Genomic DNA, 23,235 nt, shown 5'->3' on the forward strand with positions numbered 1-23,235 from the left:
ATGAACAAACAAATCCACTTTAAATCCGCTTTAATACTAATAACAACAGTTATATGCTTGAGTTGTAATTCAAATACAGGTACAAGTTCTAAAACCATTTCTGAAAACCCTTTTGAGTCTCAAGTCGATTCTATTTTAGGATTAATGACATTAGAAGAAAAAATAGGGCAACTTAATCTTCCCGTTTCGGGTGATATTACTACAGGCCAAGCACGTAGCTCAAATATTGCTAAGAAAATTGAAGAAGGGAAAGTAGGCGGACTTTTTAATATTAAATCCGTAGAAAAAATAAAAGAAGTACAAAAAATTGCTGTTGAAAAAAGCCGATTAGGAATTCCGTTGATTTTCGGAATGGACGTCATTCATGGCTACGAAACTACTTTTCCAATTCCTTTGGGCTTATCGGCTTCTTGGGATATGGAACTTATAGAAAAAACAGCTCAAATTGCAGCCAAAGAGGCTACAGCAGACGGCATCAACTGGACATTCTCGCCCATGGTTGATATTTCGCGTGACGCACGCTGGGGAAGAGTTTCAGAAGGTAGTGGTGAAGATGCTTATTATGGAAGTCAAGTTGCCAAAGCCATGGTTAGAGGTTATCAGCAAGAGGATTTAACAGCTAACCATACATTAATGTCTTGTGTCAAACATTTTGCGCTTTATGGCGCTTCTGAAGCTGGTAGAGATTATAATACTGTAGATATGAGTCGGATTAGAATGTACAATGAGTATTTTCCTCCTTATAAAGCTGCAATCGATGAAGGTGTGGGTTCGGTAATGGCTTCATTTAATGAAATCGACGGCGTTCCAGCTACAGGTAATAAATGGTTATTGACTGATGTCTTGCGAGACGATTGGAATTTTGAAGGATTTATTGTCACTGACTATACAGGAATACATGAAATGATTGCTCACGGTGTTGGCGATGAATATCAAGTGACTTCTCAGGCATTAAAAGCGGGTATTGATATGGATATGGCTGGTGATTCTCCCGATACTAAAGGTGCTTTTGCTAAAGTATTAAAAGCTTCTTTAGAAAAAGGATTAGTGGATATCGCAGACATCGATAGAGCAGTTAAACGCATTTTAACAGCAAAGTACCAATTGGGCTTATTTGATGACCCTTACAAATATTGTGATACTGAGAGAGCTAAAACTGAAATATTTACTCAAGAGCATAAGGCTTTTGCTCGTAAGGTAAGTGCAGAATCTATGGTATTACTAAAAAATGAAAACAATGTATTGCCATTAGAAAAATCAGGAACCATCGCACTTGTTGGTCCATTAGCAAATACAGCTGTTAATATGGCAGGTACTTGGAGTGTTGCTACCAATCAAAAAGCGTCAAATCCATTGTTAGATGGTTTAAAAACTGTCGTCGGTGATAATGCTACAATTTTATATGCCAAAGGAAGTAATGTAGATTATGATTTAGATTATGAAAAGCGTGTAACTATGTTTGGAAAAGATATTCCTAGAGATGAGCGCACAGATAAGCAATTATTAGACGAAGCTTTAGCTGTAGCTAATAAGTCTGATGTTATTATAGCCGCTATTGGTGAGTCTGCGGAATTGAGCGGAGAAAGTAGTAGTGTTACAAATCTACAAATCCCACAAGTTCAAAAAGACTTGCTCAATGCTTTACTTGAAACAGGAAAGCCTGTTGTGCTTGTATTATTTACAGGACGACCACTTGCTATTGTTGAAGAAAATGAAAATGTTCCAGCCATATTAAATGTTTGGTTTCCAGGCAGTGAAGCGGGCTTGGCGATTTCTGATGTGCTGTTTGGTGATGTTAACCCTTCAGGTAAGCTAACAGCTACGTTTCCTATGAATGTAGGTCAGGTACCTATTTTTTACAATCAAAAAAATACAGGAAGACCACTGGGAAATAAAGAAGGAAAATTCCAAAAATTTAAAAGTAATTATATCGATGTTCGTAATGAACCTTTATACCCATTTGGATATGGTTTGAGCTATACCACTTTTGAGTATGCAAATTTAAAATTAGATAAAACATCTGTTCCTATGGATGGAAAAATTAATATTTCAGTAGAGGTAACCAACTCAGGGAATTACGATGGTAAAGAAGTGATACAGCTTTATATTAGAGATTTAATAGGTTCAGTAACTAGACCTGTAAAAGAGCTGAAAGGCTTTCAAAAAGTATTTATTGAAAAAGGAGAAACAAAAACAGTCAGGTTTACACTTTCAGTTGAAGACTTGAAATTTTATAATTATGACTTAGAGTTTATTGCCGAGCCTGGTGATTTTGAAGTGTTTATTGGTACAAATTCTGATGCATGCTTAAAATCTAAATTTGTTTTAACTAACTAGAGGTGTTAACATGAGAAAAATATTAACGGTTTTAATAGGTCTGTGCTCATTTTGTGGAATGCTTGCTCAAACCATACAATCTCCTTCTAAAACGATTCAACTCGTATTTTCTTTAAGTGCTGAAGGCGAACCAACCTATCAAATGATTTATAAAGGAAAAACGGTTGTCTTACCTAGTAAAATGGGAGTATCTTTAAAAGATACTGAAGATTTAACTCGCAATTTTAGTATTCTCAATTCTGCAACAAAAACCGTCAATGAAACTTGGAAACCTGTTCTTGGAGAAGAATCGACAATCTCTAATCATTATAATGAACTGCGTTTATTTTTAAATCAGAAAGCAACCAATACGAAGTTGACTATTGTTTTTAAGGTCTATGATGAAGGTATTGCTTTTCGTTATGAATTTCCTGTGGATAAGGAGGTTAACTATTTTGTTATTTCAAGTGAAGATACAGAGTTTAATATGACTGGTAATCATACTGCTTTTTGGATTCCAGGAGATTATGATAGTCAGGAATATGCATACAATAAGACCAAAATTTCTGAAATGGATAATTCTAAATTGGATTTGGCAAACGGCGTTGGATTGCAAAGAATTCAAAGCAATTACCGAGTACAGTCACCATTGATGATGAAATCTTCAGATGATTTGTACGTGAATATTTTTGAGGCAGCAGTTGTCAATTATCCAGTAATGCATTTAGATGTTGATGTCAATACCTATCAGTTTACATCCCATTTGGTGCCTAATGCACTAGGTGACAAAGCCTATTTAAGAACGCCTTCTGTTTCTCCTTGGCGTACAATCATGGTTAGCGATGACGCCCGTGATATTGTAAGTTCTAAAATGATTCTTAATTTAAATGAGCCTAGTAAAATAGAAGATACTTCTTGGATTAAACCCATGAAATATATAGGGATTTGGTGGGAAATGCATGTAGGAATTTCAACTTGGGATTATGCTGGAAGCCAAAATGCTCAAAATGCAGGAACCGCTGTAGGTCAAATGATTCCTTCAGGAAAACATGGTGCAACGACAGAAAATGCAAAACGATATATTGATTTTGCTGCAAAGCATGGCTTTGATGGTGTTTTAGTTGAAGGCTGGAATATAGGTTGGGAGGATTGGTATGGTAAATGGAAAGAAGATGTCTTCGATTTTATAACACCGTATCCAGATTTTGATATTAAAGCGGTTGCTAATTATGCCAAATCAAGAGGAGTGAAAATGATTATGCACCATGAAACCTCTGGTTCTGTTGCTAATTATGAACGCCATTTAGATCGTGCTTTTGAGTTGATGCAGGACTACAATTACCCAGCTGTAAAATCGGGTTATGTTGGAAAAATAATTCCTCGTGGTGAATTTCATGATGGGCAAACCATGGTGAATCATTTCAATTTTGTCGCACAACGTGCAGCAGATTATAAAATTATGGTCAATTCACATGAAAGTACACGACCAACAGGTTATAACAGAACTTACCCTAATTATATCGCTGCTGAGGCTGCCCGAGGTAATGAGTTTAATGCTTGGAGTAATGGAAATCCGCCTGCTCATGAAACCATTTTACCGTTCACACGCCTCCTTGGCGGACCAATGGATTATACGCCAGGGATTTTTGAAATTAAAATGAATGTCTATGATGCTAATAAAACAGAACAAGTACATACAACACTTGCAAAACAATTAGCACTCTATGTTACATTGTATTCGCCTTTACAGATGGCTGCAGATTTACCAGAGAATTATGAAAAGTATTTGGATGCCTTTCAGTTTATAAAAGACGTGCCACTAGACTGGCAAAAATCAAATTATTTAGAAGCCGAACCTGGTGAATATATTACAGTCGTCCGTAAAGATAAAAATTCCGAAAACTGGTTTTTAGGGAGCATTACCAATGAACATGCCAGAAATACAACGCTACATTTGGATTTTTTATCTCAAGGTAAAAAATATAAAGCAACCATCTACCAAGATGCTAAAGACGCAGATTGGAAAGACAACCCAAAAAGCTATGAAATTATTACTAAAACAGTCACTCATAAATCTACTTTAAAATTAAAATTGGCTAAAGGTGGCGGAACAGCAATTAGTTTTGAACTCATAAAATAGCATCTATACATAAGCTCTTGTAATCAAAACGCTTAATTAACTAAAAATAAAATCAAGTGATAAAAATGTCCAAATATGCCTGGTGTTTAGTAGTTACTATGTTCTATGGAATATCGGCTGTTGCTCAAAATTATGAAGCCAAAGTAGATTCTATTATGAGCCTCATGACACTTCAAGAAAAAATTGGTCAAACTGTAATGTATGGTGGTAGTTGGGATCAAACAGGACCTATAGTTGGGGTAGATAACGGAAAGTATATTATAGAAGGTAACATGGGAGCCATGTTAAATGCCATGTCTGTAAAAGGGACACGTGACTTACAAAAACTGGCAGTTGAAGAATCCCGTTTAGGTATTCCGCTATTGTTTGGTTATGATGTGATTCATGGCCATCGTACTATTTTTCCGATTAACTTGGGTTTATCTGCAAGTTGGGATTTAAAAATGATTGAAGAAAGCTCACGTATCGCTGCCGAAGAAGCCTCAGCAGAAGGTTTGCACTGGACGTTTGCACCCATGGTAGATGTTTCTAGGGAACCTCGTTGGGGACGCATTTCTGAAGGTGCAGGAGAAGATGTGTATTTAAGTAGTGAAATCGCCAAGGCTTATGTTCGCGGATTTCAAGGTGACGACTTATCACTGCCTAATACTATTTTAGCATGTGCTAAACATTATGTGGCTTACGGTGCAGCCCAAGCAGGTCGCGATTATCATACGGTAAATATGGGTGAAGGTGAGTTGCGAAATGTGTATTTACCGCCTTTTAAAGCCACTGTAGATGCTGGTGTTGAAACGTTCATGTCGGCTTTTAATGAGCTTAATGGTGTACCAACGTCAGGAAATAAATTTACACTTAGAGATATTCTTCGTGATGAATGGAACTTTAAAGGCTTTGTGGTTTCAGATTATACCTCGATTAATGAAATGATTCCGCACGGATTTGCCAAAGATAGTACTGATGCTGCCAGAATTGGTATGAATTCAGGTGTTGATATGGATATGATGGGACATGTTTATCGCAAACATCTCAAAACATTGGTTGAAGAAGGTAAAGTTTCTGAAGATTACATCAATGATGCATGCCGAAGAATTTTATTGGCAAAATTTAAGCTAGGTTTATTTGATAATCCTTATCGATATATTGACGAAGAACGCGAAAACACAACTAAATATAAACCTGAATTTTTAGCAAAAGCGCGTGAAATAGCTGCAGCATCTTCAGTGTTGTTACAGAATAATAATAACGCTTTGCCAATTGATAAAAACATAAAATCTATTGCATTTATTGGACCATTGGTTAAAGATGAATATGATATTTTGGGGAATTGGGCAGCCAAAGGGGATAGAAATGGGAAAGCAGTTAGCGTGTTTGAAGGTGCTTCAGAATATTTAAAACCCAATCAAATTTTATATGCTAAAGGTTGTGACATTTTAAAAGAGGACGAGTCAGGTTTTAATGAAGCGATTTCCATTTCTAAACAAGCCGACGAGATTGTTTTGGTTATGGGAGAAGGTCATCATATGAGCGGCGAAGCAGCTTCAAGAACTAATTTAAAAATCCCAGGAATTCAACCAAGACTCATTCAAAAAATCCGTGAAGCCAATCCAAATAAAAAAATCACTTTGGTATTGATGAATGGACGACCTTTAAACCTTTCCGAAGAAATTAAAACAGTAGATGCTATTTTGGAAGTTTGGTTTCCAGGTACAATGGGAGGCGCAGCAACAGCAGATTTACTCTTTGGAACGGTAAATCCTTCAGGAAAATTAACAGTTACTTTTCCTAGAAATGTGGGACAGGTTCCTATTTATTATAATATGAAAAATACAGGACGACCTATACCTGAAAACAATCCTAATGAAGATTATAAAAGCAATTATATCGACGTGCCAAACACGCCTTTATTTGTATTTGGACACGGATTGAGTTATACAAAGTTTGCGTATGCCGATTTAAAATTATCAACCCATCAAATGACATTTTCTAACACTATTACAGCTTCTGTTGAAATTACAAATACAGGCAACTATGATGGTTATGAAATTGTACAGCTCTACATTCGTGATAAAGTAGGAAGTGTCACCAGGCCTGTAAAAGAATTGAAAGGGTTTGAAAAAATATTTTTGAAAAAAGGCGAAAGCAAAGTAGTAACCTTTACCATTTCAGTTGACACTTTAAAATTCTACAACAGCGAAATGAAATATACCGTTGAACCTGGTGAATTTGAAATAGCCATTGCACCAAGTTCCGATTTTAAATTTAAACACATTTTTACCCTTAATTAATAGCTAGTTATATGCCACATGTAATACATAAGATTCAAACCCTAAGCTTAGTGTTATGTGTGGTGTTTACTTTTAATTCCTATGCACAGACTAAGGTCATTAATGCTGGCTGGCAGTTTTCTGAAGATAAAGACAACTGGGAGACTGTAAATATTCCGCATACATGGAATACAGACGATGCATTTGATGATCAACCTGGTTATCGTCGTGGATTGGGGTATTACAAAAAGAAAATTTTTGTTTCTTCGGAAGCCAACGATAAAATTCACTACTTAAAATTTAATGCAGTAAATCAAGAAGCCACAGTTTTTGTCAACGGACAAAAAGTTGGAAATCATAAAGGAGGTTACACAGCTTTTAATTTTGATGTCACTAAATTTCTTAACTATGATGACTACAATCTTGTTGAGGTTACTGTAGATAATTCACACGATATAGATATTCCGCCTTTGGATGCCGATTTCACCTTTTATGGTGGGATTTATCGCGACGTAGAATTCATTTCGTTGCCAAAACAACATTTTAGTTTGAAGGATTTTGCTTCAGACGGATTTTACGTCAACTATTATAATGTTTCCAAAGAAAAAGCTGGCGTTAAGGTCAAAGTGTTAATTGACAATTTTGAAGACAAAGCCAACACACATCTTGATCTTAAAATACTTGATGCAGAAGGTAAAATTATTAAAGAAGAACATCAAGGTTTAAAGTTGAAAGCAAATGAATCTAAATCTTTTGAGGTTATATTTCCAGAAATTCAAAACCCAAAATTATGGTCGCCCGATCATCCATATTTATACAAATTAAGTATCACTTTAGCTGATGAAGATGGAACTGTTTTAGATTCAAAATCTTCAAACCTTGGGTTTCGTTGGGCAACTATTGATGCTGAAAAAGGCTTTTTCCTCAACGGAAAACCCATCAAATTAATAGGTGTTAATAGGCATCAGGATTACGAAAATTATGGAAATGCTGTACCATTAGAGCTTCAGAAAAAAGACATTCAGCTTATTAAAAATATGGGCTCTAATATCATCCGTTTTGCTCATTATCCGCATGCTCGCGCGTTATATGATTTATGTGATGAATTAGGAATTATAGTCTGGACCGAAATACCAATCGTCAATAAAGTCACCAATTCCGAAGCATTTTTTGAGGTTTCTCATACAATGCAAAACGAGCACATCAAACAATATTACAACTATCCAAGTGTGGTAATGTTTGGTTATATGAATGAGATTTTTCTGCGTTTAGCGTTTGATAATAAATCTACCGAAAAAGAAAAGGAAGCTTTAAAAACTACATCATTAAAACTTGCAAGAGAACTTGAAGATTTAACTCGACAATTAGCACCAAATCATATAACCGTAATGGCTGGACATTTAAACGAAGTCTATAACGACACTGGTATTGCCGATTTGCCAATGCTATTTGGTTGGAATCTCTACTTTGGTTGGTACGATGCCCACATTGAAGATTTAGGTAAATTCTTAGACGACCAACATCAACGGTATCCAAAACGTTCATTGTTGTTATCGGAATATGGTCCTGGTGCAGATGTGAGGATCTTTACCAAAAACCCTAAAAAGTTTGATTTTTCTACTAACTATCAAGCAAAATTGCATCAATCGTATTACAAGCAGATTACAGATAGACCTTATATGACTGGAATGACAGCGTGGAATTTCGCCGATTTTGGTTCAGAATTTCGTGGTGACGCTATGCCGCACGTTAACCAAAAAGGATTGGTACAATACGACCGAACACCAAAAGATATTTACTATTGGTACAAATCGGTTTTAGATGATAATGCACCTTTTATCCATATCGCAACCGATTATTTGAAGCAGTTAACGGTTTTTGAAGATGACACATTTCCAATTCAAATCTATTCCAATTCAAAGGAAGTAAATGTCACTTTGAATGGTGATAATTTAGGTGATTTTAAAGTTGAAAATGCTGTGGTTTCTATTGAAATGCCTTTCAAAAATGGCAATAATTCAATAAAAGTTTCAACAGAAAATATTTCCGAAGAAATAAGCATCATGGTCAATCGTATTAAAACGTTCGATTTTAAAAATTTCAAACGCTTCGGAATCAATTTAGGTGCACATTTCCACTTTTATGATGAAATGCAAAACATCACATTTGTTTCGGATCAAGCCTACATAAAAGGATGGTTTGGTTATATAAACGGAACCGCTTTCGGAATGACCAAAGACAAAAACCAAGGCTTGCCGCATAATATTAAAAACACTAATGCTGAACCTTTATTTCAAACTTTGTTAGAAGGTTGTGAGGAATATAAAATAGATGTGCCTAACGGAAATTATAAAATAGAACTATACTTTGTAGAACCACAAATTAAACCTACTGAAAATATTTATAATCTTTCAGGTCAAACTTCTGAAAGCAATAAAACACAACGCATTTTTGATGTGTATATCAACGATATATTAGTAGAAAAACAATTCAATTTAGCCCAAGCTTATCCTGAAAAATATGGTGTAACGCTTCAGGCTACTATTAACACCAAAAAAGGAATAACTTTAAAACTCAAAGCTATCGAAGGGTTGCCTGTCATAAGCGGCGTTTTAATTGAAAAACTAGACTAAATGAAATTTGTAATAAACGTATTTGTATTCTTATTTGTGTTTACACTTTCAGCACAAAATAAAGCGACTTACACCTATGCCATAAAAGGAAACGACACTTTAAAATTGGATGTTTATACACCAGAGAACATCAAAAATACAGACACACTTCCTGTACTACTTTGGATGCATGGTGGCGGATTTGCAGTTGGTCACAGAGATTATATTGACGATGAAAATTTAGTAAAATATGCTGCCAAAGAACAGAATTATATTGGTATATCCATTTCATATCGCTTACTAAGAAAAGGAACAAAAACTGGTTTTGGATGTGATTGTACCAAAGATGAAAAGCTAGAAACCTTTAAACAAGCCGCCATCGATTATATGGATGCTGCAAAATATGTAGTAGAACACGCCAATGAGCTTCAAGTCGATACCACAAACATTATTGCTGGAGGGAGCAGTGCTGGTGCTGAAGGTATTTTAAATGCGGTGTTTATGCGTGAGTATTTTGTAGATAATGCGGAAGATTACAGTAAGGTGAAATTTGCAGGTGCTTTTTCTTGTGCAGGCGCCATTGTGGATGCCAGCTATATGACCAAAGAAAATGCTGTGTCAACCGTGTTATATCATGGGACTAAAGATCAATTGGTGCCTTTTGCCAATGCACCACACCATTATTGCGCACCAACTAAAGATGGTTATATAATGTTAGATGGTTCTAAAATTATAGCAGATAAACTAGAGGAATTTGAAACTTCTTTTTACTTCAATATTGTGAAAGAAGCGCGTCACGAAATTTCCCGAATTCCGTATGAAGAATTAGATATAGTGTTCAACTTTTTTGAACGTACGATTCTTAATGATGAAGTGATTCAAACCAAAATTATTAAAACAAAACAGTAATGCGATATAGTATAGTATTGTTTATAGGTCTTTTGCTATTTCAGTCTTGCAAAGAAACGGAAAAGCAAGATGTTGTCGATGTGCCAAAAAAGCGTCCGAATATTGTTTTCATTATGGCTGACGACCATGCAGAACAAGCCATAAGTGCGTACGGACATCCAATAAGTCAATTAGCACCAACACCAAATATTGACAGGATTGCCAATGAAGGTGCATTCTTCAAAAATAACTTTTGTACCAATTCCATTTGTGGTCCAAGTCGTGCTGTAGTATTAACAGGTAAGTTTAGTCATATTAACGGTTTTAAAATGAACGGCAATCGTTTTGATGGTAGTCAGCAAACGTTTCCGAAGTTATTACAAAAAGCAGGTTATAACACCGCAATGATTGGAAAATGGCATTTGCATGGCAATCCGGAAGGCTTTGATTACTGGAATATTTTAAAAGATCAAGGTAATTACTACAACCCAGATTTTATAGCATTAAACGAAACTACAAAACGTGCAGATACGACTAGAGTATCAGGCTACGCAACCGATATTATCACAGAAGAAGGCTTAGCGTATCTAAAAAAAGTAAAAGATGATGACCAGCCATTTATGCTCATGTTACAGCACAAAGCACCACACCGAAATTGGATGCCAGCGTTACGACATGCTAACAAATACGATTCTATAAAATTTCCATTACCAGACACATACTTCACAAATCATGAAGGCTCTTTAGGTTCTCAACAGCAATTGCAAACCATCTATAAAGATATGTATGAAGGTCATGATTTAAAAATGAGCAAGTCTAAGGGAAGTTCGGAACTAGCATGGAATCCATGGACTACCGATTTTGAGCGTATGTCACCAGAGCAACGTTTAGCCTGGGACAAGGCCTATCAAGCTAAAAATGATGCGTTTCATGATGCTAATTTATCTGGAAAAGCATTAGCCGAATGGAAAGGGCAACGCTATTTGCAAGATTATTTAGCAACTATTGCTTCAGTTGACGAAGGAGTTGGTCGTGTTTTAGATTACCTTGAAGAAAACGGATTAGCAGAAAACACTATTGTGATTTACACTACAGACCAAGGGTTTTATTTGGGCGAAAAAGGCTGGTTTGATAAGCGTTATATGTACGAAGAATCATTAGCAATGCCTTTATTAGTAAAATATCCTAAAGCTATAAAACCAGGAACTGTAATTGATGGTTTAACCCAAAACCTCGATTTTGCAGAAACCTTTTTGGATTATGCAGGTATTGAAATTCCTGTGGATATGCAAGGAAAATCGCTTCGTCCATTGCTAGAAAATACTATGAATCATGACGATTTTAGAGATGCTGTTTATTATCATTATTATGATTATCCAGCGTTTCATATGGTGAAAAAACACTACGGAATTAGAACAAAACGCTACAAACTGATGCATTTTTATGATGATATTGACACCTGGGAATTATACGATTTAGAGGAAGATCCAAAGGAAATAAATAATCAAATTAATAATCCAGATTACGATATTATAGAAGCAGAATTACGGACACAATTAACCGCATTACAAAAGCAGTATAAGGTCACAGATGAAGAATTTAAGCAAGCACCAAAGCAACAAGTAGAACGTGCTTACAAACAATTTGAAAGATTAAGAGGAAATACAGGAACATCCTTTGACCCAACAACTAATAAAGACACAAAATTATAACTCATGAAAAAACTACTTTTTTTCTTCCTCATAACAGTCGTGTTTTCTTGTAAGAATGAGAACAAGCAAAATACAGACATAGATGCTAATTCAAAAGAAAATACAACTGCAGATATCAATACGTCACAGACTTATATTAATCCGCTAGACATTGATTATACCTATATGGTCTATAATTCTAGTAGAAATCAGTCGTATCGTTCTGGTGCAGATCCTGCTGTTATTGAGTTTAAAGGTGAATATTATATGTTCGTAACGCGGTCGTTTGGATATTGGCATTCCACAGATTTAGTGAACTGGAAATTCATCAAACCACAACAATGGTTTTTTGAAGGAAGTAACGCGCCAACAGCATTCAACTACAAAGATTCCTTAGTGTATTTTGCTGGTGATCCTGCTGGTTATGGCAGTATTTTGTATACAGATGATCCTAAAAAAGGAACGTGGACACCAACCGCTTCCATATCAAACAACATACAAGATTCTGAATTATTTATAGATGATGATGGTAAGTCGTATCTATATTGGGGGTCTTCAAACCTGCATCCCATTCGTGTAAAAATGCTGAATAAAGATGACCGTTTTTTGGAAACTGGCGAACGAAAAGAACTGATAAATCTTGATGAAGAAAAACACGGTTGGGAACGCTTTGGTGAAAACAATTTTCATCCAACCTTAAAAGAAGGGTATATGGAAGGTGCTTCTATGACCAAACACAACGGAAAATATTATTTGCAATACGCAGCACCAGGAACGCAATTTAACGTGTATGCCGATGGTGTTTATGTTGGTGATTCGCCACTTGGACCATTTACGTATATGAAAAATAATCCGATGAGTTTTAAACCTGGCGGATTTACAAATGGCGCAGGTCATGGTATCACTGTTAAGCAAACTAATGGGCAATACTGGCATTTTGCAACAATGGCATTAGCGTCTAATGCACAGTGGGAACGACGTTTATGTATGTTTCCAACGTATTTTGATGACGACGGATTAATGTACAGTAATACCTCGTATGGTGATTACCCTCGTTTTGGGCCGAGTCATCCTACAAAAGCTGGCGAGCATAACGGTTGGATGCTATTATCATACAAAGGAAATGTAACAGTATCATCTTCGTTACAACAAATAATGAAATTTACCTCTAATGATGATGAAGTTGAAGTAAAAGAAATTCTGACAGAAACCAATGCTGAAGGACAAATTATTTCCAATGTCTTAACCGACGAAAACCCAAAAACTTTTTGGGTAGCCGAAGCTAACGACGATAAACAAAGGATTGCTATTGAATTATTAAATGAAGGAACAATTCACGCGATTCAGCTAAATTATCACGATCACGAATCAGGTATTTACACACGTGTTGAAGGCTTGAAACATCAATTTACAATTGAAACTTCCGAAGATGGTAAAAACTGGAAAACCGTTGTCGATAGAAGTCAAAGTGACATTGATGCACCAAATGCATACCTCGTTTTAGATGAGCCAGTAAAAGCAAAGTACGTACGTTACAACAATATAAAAGTACCAGGAAACAACTTCGCTATGTCCGAAATTAGAGTCTTTGGACTCGGTTTAGGTGAAGCGCCAAACAAAGTGTCTAATTTTAAAATTAATCGCGAAAAAGACCGAAGAGATGCCACATTTTCTTGGGATAAGGTTGAAGGTGCGCAAGGTTATAATATTCGTTGGGGAATTGCACCAGATAAGCTTTATCAAGCTTGGCAAGTGTATGATACTAATACACATTTTATGCGTTGTTTAGATAGAGATACACCTTATTATTTTACTATTGAAGCGTATAATGAAAACGGAATATCTAAGCCATCTGAAATCATTTTTATAGAGTAAACATGAAACATATTTTAACTTTTTTAGTTGTTTTAATTTCATTTTCGGCCGCATCACAAGACCTGAAAATAATGAGCTATAACATTAAATTAGATTACCCAAAAGAGGGTAAAAACAGTTGGGCCAATCGTAAACCTTTTTTTATAAAACAGTTAAAGTTTTATGAGCCGGATGTTTTAGGTGTTCAGGAAGCAATGCCTAATCAAATGAAAGAGATTGATAGCCTTTTGGTCGATTATAGTTTTGTTGGAGTAGGGCGTGATGACGGAAAAAATGAAGGTGAATTTTCAGCAATATTTTATAAGAAGAAAAAGTTTAGCGTTCTAAAATCAGGAACATTTTGGTTGTCTCAAACTCCCGAAAAGGTGAGTATGGGCTGGGATGCAGTTTGTAATAGAATTTGTACTTATGCTTTATTAAAAGATAAAAATTCGGGTAAAATTTTCTGGGTTTTCAATACGCATTTTGATCATGTAGGCCAAGAAGCCAGAAAAAATAGTGCCACTTTGATAATTGAAAAAATTAAAAAATTCAACCCAAAACATCATCCGGTAATCTTAATAGGCGATTTTAATATGGAACCAGATCATGAGAGTATTGTACTAATAAAACACACCTTGCAAGATTCAAAACAAATAGCGAAACTTAGTTTTGGTCCAAAAGGGACTTACAACGGATTTCATTTTGATCAACCAGTTACAAGACGCATTGATTATGCGTTTGTGAGTAATAATATTGAAGTAATAAAGTATGCTGTTTTAAGTGATAATTGGGATGGCAAATACCCATCAGATCACTTGCCAGTTTATATTGAAATTAAAACTAACTAAAATCTAAATATGATGAATAAAAAAGCATTTTTATTGTTAATTACCGTAGTTTCTGCTTTAGGCGGATTGCTATTTGGATATGATACGGGTGTCATAAATGGCGCACAATTTTACTTGAGTAAACATTTTGATTTAGATGCCGCTATGAAAGGTTGGGTCGTTGGAAGTGCTTTACTAGGTTGCTTTGCTGGTGCTATCATTGCAGGTCCATTAAGTATAAAATTAGGACGAAAAAAGTCCTTAATAATTTCTGCCATTTTATTTACGCTTTCGGCATGGGGATCTGGATTGCCTTCATTATTTGAAGAATCGGTATCTCTATTAGTAATTTTTAGAATTATTGGAGGTTTAGGAATTGGTATTGCATCGATGAACGCTCCAATGTATATTGCAGAAATAGCACCAAGCAACATTAGAGGCAAAATGGTTACTTATTACCAGTTAGCCATCGTTATAGGCTTTTTTGTAGTGTTTTTAGCCACCTATTTTATAGGTAATGGTTTATCTGAGGCAGAGAATATTGAATTTGGATGGAAACGCATGTTTTGGTCTGAGTTAATCCCTAGTGGTTTGTTCTTAATTTTGTTGTTTTTTGTTCCTAAGAGTCCGCGTTGGTTGGCATTAAAAGGGGATGATGATGCTGCTTTAAAAATATTAAATAAGATTCATGGTGGGGAAGAAGCCCAAAATGAAATTGTTGAAATAAAAAAATCTTTAGACACCAAAGTTGATAAGACTAAAGTCAATTATTTTTCAAAAGCCATTTTAGTGATTATAGTTATCGGAACGGCACTATCTGTATTACAACAATTTACGGGCATCAATGCGGTACTGTATTATGGTGCCGATATTTTTGAAAAAGCATTAGGCTTTGGAAAAGAAGACGTTCTGGCACAACAAATATTGCTGGCCTTTATAAATTTAATATTTACGTTTGTTGCGATGTTTACAGTAGATAAATACGGTAGAAAACCACTAATTTATATCGGCTCAATCGGAATGATAATTGGATTTTTACTTTTAGGTTTTTCTCTGCAACAAAATGCTGTTGGTTTTATATCCTTACTTGGTGTACTTATTTTTATTGGTTCTTTTGCATTGTCTATGGGACCTGTAGTTTGGGTGATATTATCAGAAATGTTTCCAAATAAAATACGTAGTGTCGCTATGTCTGTGGCTGTAGCGGCACAATGGGCAGCTAATTATGTGGTATCGCAATCGTTTCCAATGGTTATGGAGAGTGAAATGAATAACAGTTCACCTTGGAATGGCTCTTTGCCTTATTTTATTTTCATTGCATTTATACTAGTTATAATCTATTTAACCTATAAATTTATTCCGGAAACAAAAGGGAAATCTCTTGAAGAAATTGAATCGTTTTGGAAGGAATAAAGCTTTGAGTTTAGAATATTTGTCTTTAGTATAGCTATTGTTTCTTTAAATCGAAGGACTTACAAAAAATCTAGTAACTTTGAATACTACGATGTAGGGATTTGTTTTTAATGACGACTATCAAACAGTCTAAAGGAAGTGCGTCTATTTCCAGATTTTTATTTTAATACTCATGACAATACAACTCAAATTTTTGATAGCCTTTTTAATCATTCCGTTGTACTCGTTTTCTCAGCAGGTAACGACGTATACCTATGTGGTTAAGCAAAATGATTCGTTAAAATTAGATGTGTATACTCCAGTAAATAGTTTAGAAAATGAAAAAAAACCTGTACTGATTTGGATGCATGGTGGCGGATTTTCGGGAGGATATAGAGATGGTAATGACGAAAAAAAATTCATGAATTACCTTACTAATAAAGGTTATGTAGGCGTCTCGATTTCATATCGTTTATTACGACAAGGTTCAAAAACCGGTTTTGGTTGTGATTGTTCAAAAAGAGAAAAGCTTTTTACATTTGCTCAAGCTGCTGAAGACTTTCTAGATGCGACAAATTTTATTATTTCAATGAGCGATTCTTTGCATGTTGATGTCAATAAAATCATAGCAGGCGGAAGCAGTGCAGGAGCCGAAGCGGTTTTGAGTGCTGTCTATATGAAAGATTATTTTATTGAAGATACCACAGCCTATGATCATATTAAATATGCTGGATTGGTATCTTTCGCAGGCGCAATGGTAGATGAATCGTATATCACATCAGAAACTGCAATTCCTACGGTGTTATTTCACGGCACCAAAGATAACCTTGTTCCATATTCTAAGAATCCGCATCATTTTTGTAAGCCTGAAGACAAAGGGTTTTTAATGCTTAATGGTGCTGGTGTTATTTTTACACGATTAGAGCAACTCAATGCGTCTTATTATTTGTTTAGAGTAGAAGGTGGACGACATGAAGTTGCTGCAATTCCATTTCACGAACTCGACCATATTATGAATTTTCTCAATTTAACAGTCATAAAATCTAAAGTTATACAAACCAAACGTTTAGAGTTTAAACCTTAGGCAATTTTACTTACAGAAACGATTCCTGTTTTGTAATCTCTGAATTTAGTATTATTTTGTAAAGATATCCTTCTGTTAGTTTTATGATTTATAAAATAATTCAACGATTTATTGCTTGCGTTATCTGCATGAGCAGCGTGGGGCTTTTAGCTCAAGAATTACCTCCTATACAAAATTTTACTTCTGAAGATTATAATGCCGAAAACCAAAACTGGTCGATTTCTCAAGGTGATGATAAATACATCTATGTTGCTAATAGTCTAGGGCTTTTAGAATATAATGGTGCTAATTGGCAGCTATATGAATCGCCAAACAAAACTGTTTTGAGATCGGTTGAACCCGTTGATAATCGCGTATATTCTGGTGGTTATATGGAGTTTGGTTTTTGGAAACGCAACAGGCTTGGCGTCCTTGAGTATACTTCATTATCTCAAAAACTTGATATCGATCTTGTTGAAGATGAGCAGTTTTGGGATATTATCGCTCAAGAAAATTGGGTGCTATTCCAATCGTTAAATAGAATATATATTGTCAATACTTCAGATTTGTCTGTTAAAATTATTGATTCTGAAACAGAGTTGTCTAAAATGACAGTGTCTGATGGTGTTTTTTATTTTCAGAAAAAAGGCATCGGTCTATTCAAAATAATTAATGGTAAGGCTGTATTGGTTTCAGAAGATTCAATTCTAAAATCAAATACCATTGTTAATACATTTCAGCATGACGATACGTTCTTGATACAAACCCAGGAAAAAGGCTTTTTTGTTTTAGATGATAAGCGATTAAAACAATGGGATATTCCAGCAAATCCTACTTTGTTGACTACGAATGTATTTAGTAGTTTAAAATTAAAGGACGATTCTTTTGTCTTAGGAACTATTTCAAACGGTATCATTTTTATGACCTCACAAGGTGAAATTAATTATGCCTTAAATCAGAATAACGGATTACTAAACAATACGGTGTTATCTATTGACCAGGATATAGACCAAAACTTATGGTTGGGTCTCGATAACGGAATTAGCTTTATTGATGTCACGTCACCCTACCGAATCTATAATGATGACAGCGGAAGACTAGGAACTATTTATGCGTCTTTAGTCATACAAAACACCTTATATCTCGGAACCAATCAAGGGGTCTTTTATCGTAAACGCGATACTGATGAGGAGTTTAAATTTATGGAAGGCACCAAAGGTCAAGTCTGGGCTTTGGCCAATATTGATAATAAACTATTTTGTGGTCACAATAAAGGGACGATGATTATCGAACAAAATACAGTCGTTAATACTATTGATGAAGCCAATGGAACCTGGGATTTTAAGCCTATTCCAAATAGGAGCCATATGATTTTGCAAGGTAATTTTAACGGACTCAATGTATTAGAAAAGGTTGAAAATAATTGGGTTTACAGAAATAAAATTGAAGGCATTGATATTTCAAGCAGGTTTTTCGAATTTGCTAACGGGAAGCTCTATGTCAATCATGAATTAAAAGGACTGTATGAATTGCAAGTCGATGAGACATATAAAACGGTTGAACACATTAATCGTATTGAGAATATTTATAAAGGTGTCGGTTCTAATATAGTAAACTACAATGGCGATTTAATATATGTATCTTCAGAAGGCGTCTATAAACAAAATCAAAACCGAGAGTTTAAAAAAGACACTTCTTTTTCTAATTTGTTTAAACCCTTTAAAACCTTGACTACCTTAATGCGAATCAATGGTGAACCTGAGGTGCTATGGCGATATGCTAATGATAATATTGCGTTTATTTCTCACGGTGCCATGAGCAAAATGCCTAATATGAAATTGTTTCCTATTTCCAACTCCATTAAAAATGTGGTTGCAGGCTTCGGAAACGTAACTAAGATTAGTGCAAATGAGTATCTCTTAGGAAGGTATAATGGATACTTATTAATTAATGACGATATCATTCCACCAAAAAAAGAATTTGAAATTCTCATAAATAACTTAGAAGTTCATGAAATTGATCAGCCAAAAAAACGTCTAGATCCTACTGAAGCAGCTACGTTTAATAATAAAACTAATAATATTAGTTTTGATTACAGTTTCCCAAATTATGGTGAAATCATCCCTAATAAGTATCAGTTTCAGCTCTTAGGCTTGTCTGATAACTGGTCTGATTGGTCTGAGCAGTCTTCTAACACATTTGAAAACCTGCCATTTGGGACCTATACGTTTAATGTTCGAGGAAAATCGGGAAATACACTCACCAATAATATAGCGTCCTATACCTTTACTATTAAAAGACCACTGTTATTGTCAAATTTAGCGATTACATTGTACCTGTTGTCTGTTATAATTTTATTACTCATCATACATTATTATTACCGTAGATACTACAGAAACCAACAACGAAAAGTCATCGAGAAGTCTAAACGCGAACTTGAACTTAAAGAACTGGAAAATGCTCAAGAATTAATGGGATTGAGAAATGAGCAATTACAACAAGATATAGAAAATAAAAACCGCGAGCTTGCGATTTCGACAATGAGTTTGATAAAAAAGAATGAATTTTTAAATAGCATCAAAGAAGAACTCAAAAGTGCTGAGGCTACTAAAAGCTTGAACTCCGTTATAAAGATTATTGATAAAAATTTAAATAATACCGATGATTGGAAGTTTTTTGAAGAAGCCTTTAATAACGCTGATAAAGATTTTCTAAAAAAGGTAAAAGCAAAACATGCTTCTTTAACGCCTAACGATCTTAAATTATGTGCTTACTTAAGACTTAATTTATCTTCAAAAGAAATTGCACCTTTATTAAACATTTCACCAAAAAGTGTGGAAGTAAAACGTTATAGATTGCGAAAAAAAATGGATTTGCCACATGAATCTAGCTTAACAAATTATATTTTAGAAATATAACAACCAAACAACAGCTGTTTTTAGCTATACATTACCACTACATTCTAAGTTTTCACACTATTACTTGCTTTTTATTAACAAATTGGAACACCAAGTTTTTAGGCTGTTTTCAATGCTTTAAATGTGTATTTCGCAATAAATTAATCATTTTATTGCGATGTATGTTTTTTGTAGTGGCGTTTTTTGAAAGATTATCAAATTGATGTCATAGTTTTACATTATAACAATCAAACAATATGACAGCAAAATTTTTATCCTTCTTACTTTTATTGATGACCACCTTCTCATTTAGTCAAGAGGTTACAGTAAAAGGTACAGTTACAGATCAGGCAACAGGACAACCTATACCAGGAGTAAACGTCTTGGTTAAAGGAACAGCTAAAGGAGCCTCTACAGATTTTGATGGGGTTTTCACAATTACTAATGTGCCTGTTAATTCTACATTAGTTTTCACTTATATTGGTTACAAAACCAAAGAGTTTGTTGTAATCGAGAACACTACAATAAGTATCGCCTTAGAGGAAGATGCCGAATCCCTAGACGAAGTTGTTGTTATAGGTTATGGAACTCAAAGGAAAAAAGAAATTACAGGAGCAGTTGCTGTAGTTTCTAGTGAAACGATTGAGAACTTAAAACCTACACGTATCGAACAGGCACTTCAAGGGCAGGTTGCCGGAGTTAATATTACTTCCGAATCTGGTTCTCCTGGTAGTGCATCAACAATTAGTATTAGAGGGGTGTCGACTAATGGTGATAACAGACCTTTAATTTTAGTGGATGGAAACGTCATCGAAGATTTAAGTGTTATCAATCCAAACGATATTGAAACCTTAAATGTCTTAAAAGATGCCACTGCTGGTATCTATGGTGTTAGAGCTGCAAACGGCGTTATCTTAATTACAACCAAAACGGGTCGTAAAAATGTCCCTTTATCTGTTGAAATAAACACCTTTGGAGGAATTCAGCAAACCTCAAGAAAAATTCCATCTCTTAATGCTACAGAGTATGCACTGTTAGTAAACGAAGCTTTTGCAGCCAATGGTGAGCCTCTGGTTTTTGATAATGTTTTTGCTTTAGGTCAAGGCACAGATTGGCAGGACGAAGTTTTTCAAAATGCAGCACAGTATAATATTTCAGCAACAATTAAAGGAGGTAAAGAAAAATCATCGTATGCCTATGGCGCGTCTTTTCTTTCTCAAGATGGTATCGTAGGCGGAAGTAAATCTAACTTCTCACGATATACGCAACGTGGAAATTATACCTTAGATTTTTTAGACAACTTTCAACTTAAATCCGGATTAATCTTTACACATACAAATCGAAAAACATTAGCCGAAACAGGTTTAGGTTCGGTGTTATTTAATGCCCTCAATATGGCGCCAACATTTTCTGTTAGAGATGAAAATGGTGCTTATACAATAGCTGAAGGTTTAGGTAACGAAGTGATCAATCCATTAGCGCAAATCGATAATACATTTAATAGAACATTTGTCGATAAAATTGCCGGAAACGTAAGTCTATCCTATAATTTTTTAGATCACTTTACAGCTCAAGCTAATTATCAGTTTAATTATGCGGAAGTAGAAAGCTTTGCTTTTAATCCTGTAGCATTCTTTGGAAATGGTAAAGTATTTAACAGAGATCGTAGTGAAGTGGTAGTCAATAACAACATTTTTAGAGATTACACTTTTGATGCTTTTATTAAATATGAAAACAAATTTAATGATGTTCATAATCTAAGTCTTTTAGTAGCAACCTCAGTATTTAAAACTACAGGCAGCTTTAGCGGATTTGTAGGATTTGACGTGCCAGGAAACGCAGTGGAGAATGCGACCTTAGAACAGGCATCAGATTTACAAAATATTTATCCTAACGGAAATGCAGAATTTGACGCGAGACTATTATCATATTTCTCAAGATTACAATATGATTACAAAGGAAAGTATTTGCTTTCGGCAGTGGTGAGACGTGATGGTTCCACAAAATTTGGCCCAGAAAACAAGTTTGGTATTTTCCCTTCAGGCTCTGTAGGTTGGATTATTTCTGAAGAAGATTTTCTAAGTGATAACAATACCATTAACTTTTTAAAACTTAGAGGTTCTTACGGTATTTTAGGAAATGACAGAATTCCAGATTTTAGATTTGTATCGCTGTTAAACGGTGAAGGTACCTATGTTATCGATGATGAAATTCAGTTTGGTACTGCCATAGGAGCGGTTTCTAATCCTGAAATCCGTTGGGAAAAGCAAAAAACAGTTGATATCGGAATTGATGCCAAGCTATTCAATAATCAATTGGATATTACCATGGATTACTATAAAAAGAGAACCGAAGATTTATTAATTGTACCACAAGTTTCAGGACTATTAGGTGTAACAGCACCTGGTTCTAGTGCGCCTGTTGTCAATGCTGGTATTGTTGAAAATAAAGGTTTTGAATTTTCAGTAGGATATAACAATGTTGTTAATGATAATTTTAATTACAGCATACGTTATAACATTGCAACTTTAGATAATAATGTTGTCGAAGTTAGTGCAGATGGTGACTTCCTGTCTGGAGGTTCATTTGGAGTAGGTCAGGATCCACCAGCCCGAATGGAAGAAGGCTTTCCAATTGGATATTTTAGAGGTTATAAAACAGATGGGATTTTCCAAAATCAAGCCGAAATAGATGCTTACCCAACCTTAAACAGCACAGTACAACCAGGAGATTTAAGATTTGTAGATGTGAATGGTGATGGGGTTATTGATGATAATGATAAAACAGATCTTGGTAATCCGCTACCAAAAGCAACCATGGGATTAAATCTGTCTTTTGAATATAAAAACTTCGATTTTGCCGCCTATGCGTTTGCTTCAGTTGGAAACAAAATCGTAAGAAACTACGAAAGAAACCAGGCCTTAACGAACAGAAGTGTTTACTATCTCGATCGATGGACAGGTGAGGGATCTACAAATAGTTTTCCTAGAGTGACTTCAGGAGCGAATGTTAACAGTTTGTTTTCAGACTTTTTTGTAGAAGATGGTGACTTTATTCGATTACAAAACATTCAGTTAGGTTATAGCTTATCAGATAAGGTTTTAGAAAATTCTAAAATCAGTAAACTACGGTTTTATGTGTCGGCTGCTAACTTAGTGACACTTACAGAATATAGAGGATATGATCCTACTGCTTCAACAGGAGAAGCTATTGGAGGTGGAATTGACTACGGTTTTTATCCTAATCCGAAAACATTTTTACTTGGTATGAACTTAAAATTTTAATTCA

The 23,235-nt window shown here is 35.0% G+C and carries 12 protein-coding genes; all 12 read left to right on the forward strand.

Translation table 11 applies throughout. The features are described 5' to 3' along the window. The 12 genes from bglX (at position 1) to N4270_RS07295 (ending at position 23,231) form a co-directional block, all read left to right on the forward strand. Positions 1 to 2,337 (forward strand): beta-glucosidase BglX, encoded by a 2,337-nt coding sequence (bglX, locus tag N4270_RS07240; RefSeq protein ID WP_260096357.1) that lies wholly within the window; start codon positions 1 to 3, stop codon positions 2,335 to 2,337. Between the two features lie 10 nt (positions 2,338 to 2,347). Continuing rightward, positions 2,348 to 4,456 carry a glycoside hydrolase family 97 protein gene (locus tag N4270_RS07245; RefSeq protein ID WP_260096358.1) on the forward strand — a complete coding sequence of 703 codons (2,109 nt, stop codon included), beginning with the start codon at positions 2,348 to 2,350 and terminating at the stop codon, positions 4,454 to 4,456. A 65-nt stretch (positions 4,457 to 4,521) separates the two neighbouring features. Beyond that, entirely contained in the window at positions 4,522 to 6,741 is a 2,220-nt protein-coding gene (locus tag N4270_RS07250; protein WP_260096694.1) for a glycoside hydrolase family 3 N-terminal domain-containing protein, read from the forward strand. 11 nt (positions 6,742 to 6,752) lie between these two features. Next, positions 6,753 to 9,353 carry a glycoside hydrolase family 2 TIM barrel-domain containing protein gene (locus N4270_RS07255; RefSeq protein ID WP_260096359.1) on the forward strand — a complete coding sequence of 867 codons (2,601 nt, stop codon included), beginning with the start codon at positions 6,753 to 6,755 and terminating at the stop codon, positions 9,351 to 9,353. Then, on the forward strand, positions 9,354 to 10,241 hold the full coding sequence (locus N4270_RS07260) for an alpha/beta hydrolase (RefSeq protein ID WP_260096360.1): 888 nt from the start codon (positions 9,354 to 9,356) through the stop codon (positions 10,239 to 10,241). It abuts the gene before it with no gap. Further along, the gene (locus N4270_RS07265; RefSeq protein ID WP_260096361.1) at positions 10,241 to 11,932 is read left to right on the forward strand and encodes a sulfatase; all 1,692 of its coding nucleotides are present in this window, start codon (positions 10,241 to 10,243) and stop codon (positions 11,930 to 11,932) included. Before N4270_RS07260 ends, N4270_RS07265 begins: the two co-directional genes overlap by 1 nt. A gap of 3 nt (positions 11,933 to 11,935) precedes the next feature. Further along, a complete protein-coding gene (locus N4270_RS07270) occupies positions 11,936 to 13,786 on the forward strand; it encodes a family 43 glycosylhydrolase (protein ID WP_260096362.1) in 1,851 nt (616 codons plus the stop codon). A 2-nt stretch (positions 13,787 to 13,788) separates the two neighbouring features. Then, the gene (locus tag N4270_RS07275; RefSeq protein ID WP_260096363.1) at positions 13,789 to 14,616 is read left to right on the forward strand and encodes an endonuclease/exonuclease/phosphatase family protein; all 828 of its coding nucleotides are present in this window, start codon (positions 13,789 to 13,791) and stop codon (positions 14,614 to 14,616) included. A 12-nt stretch (positions 14,617 to 14,628) separates the two neighbouring features. After that, the gene (locus N4270_RS07280) at positions 14,629 to 16,008 is read left to right on the forward strand and encodes a sugar porter family MFS transporter (RefSeq protein WP_260096695.1); all 1,380 of its coding nucleotides are present in this window, start codon (positions 14,629 to 14,631) and stop codon (positions 16,006 to 16,008) included. Positions 16,009 to 16,180: 172 nt separating this feature from the next. Further along, positions 16,181 to 17,071 carry an alpha/beta hydrolase gene (locus N4270_RS07285; protein WP_260096364.1) on the forward strand — a complete coding sequence of 297 codons (891 nt, stop codon included), beginning with the start codon at positions 16,181 to 16,183 and terminating at the stop codon, positions 17,069 to 17,071. Between the two features lie 128 nt (positions 17,072 to 17,199). After that, complete coding sequence (locus N4270_RS07290; RefSeq protein WP_260096365.1) at positions 17,200 to 19,968, forward strand: triple tyrosine motif-containing protein; 2,769 nt, start codon at positions 17,200 to 17,202, stop codon at positions 19,966 to 19,968. A 236-nt stretch (positions 19,969 to 20,204) separates the two neighbouring features. Beyond that, a complete protein-coding gene (locus tag N4270_RS07295) occupies positions 20,205 to 23,231 on the forward strand; it encodes a TonB-dependent receptor (protein WP_260096366.1) in 3,027 nt (1,008 codons plus the stop codon). Positions 23,232 to 23,235: the final 4 nt, after the last annotated feature.

The organism is Psychroserpens sp. SPM9, from assembly GCF_025153525.1.
Classification (GTDB): domain Bacteria; phylum Bacteroidota; class Bacteroidia; order Flavobacteriales; family Flavobacteriaceae; genus Psychroserpens.

Coding starts and splice junctions, on each gene's coding strand:
- N4270_RS07270 (WP_260096362.1), top strand. CDS start 11,936: ATGAAAAAACTACTTTTTTTCTTCCTCATAACAGTCGTGTTTTCTTGT.
- N4270_RS07260 (WP_260096360.1), top strand. CDS start 9,354: ATGAAATTTGTAATAAACGTATTTGTATTCTTATTTGTGTTTACACTT.
- N4270_RS07255 (WP_260096359.1), top strand. CDS start 6,753: ATGCCACATGTAATACATAAGATTCAAACCCTAAGCTTAGTGTTATGT.
- N4270_RS07285 (WP_260096364.1), top strand. CDS start 16,181: ATGACAATACAACTCAAATTTTTGATAGCCTTTTTAATCATTCCGTTG.
- bglX (WP_260096357.1), top strand. CDS start 1: ATGAACAAACAAATCCACTTTAAATCCGCTTTAATACTAATAACAACA.
- N4270_RS07275 (WP_260096363.1), top strand. CDS start 13,789: ATGAAACATATTTTAACTTTTTTAGTTGTTTTAATTTCATTTTCGGCC.
- N4270_RS07250 (WP_260096694.1), top strand. CDS start 4,522: ATGTCCAAATATGCCTGGTGTTTAGTAGTTACTATGTTCTATGGAATA.
- N4270_RS07245 (WP_260096358.1), top strand. CDS start 2,348: ATGAGAAAAATATTAACGGTTTTAATAGGTCTGTGCTCATTTTGTGGA.
- N4270_RS07295 (WP_260096366.1), top strand. CDS start 20,205: ATGACAGCAAAATTTTTATCCTTCTTACTTTTATTGATGACCACCTTC.
- N4270_RS07290 (WP_260096365.1), top strand. CDS start 17,200: ATGAGCAGCGTGGGGCTTTTAGCTCAAGAATTACCTCCTATACAAAAT.
- N4270_RS07265 (WP_260096361.1), top strand. CDS start 10,241: ATGCGATATAGTATAGTATTGTTTATAGGTCTTTTGCTATTTCAGTCT.
- N4270_RS07280 (WP_260096695.1), top strand. CDS start 14,629: ATGAATAAAAAAGCATTTTTATTGTTAATTACCGTAGTTTCTGCTTTA.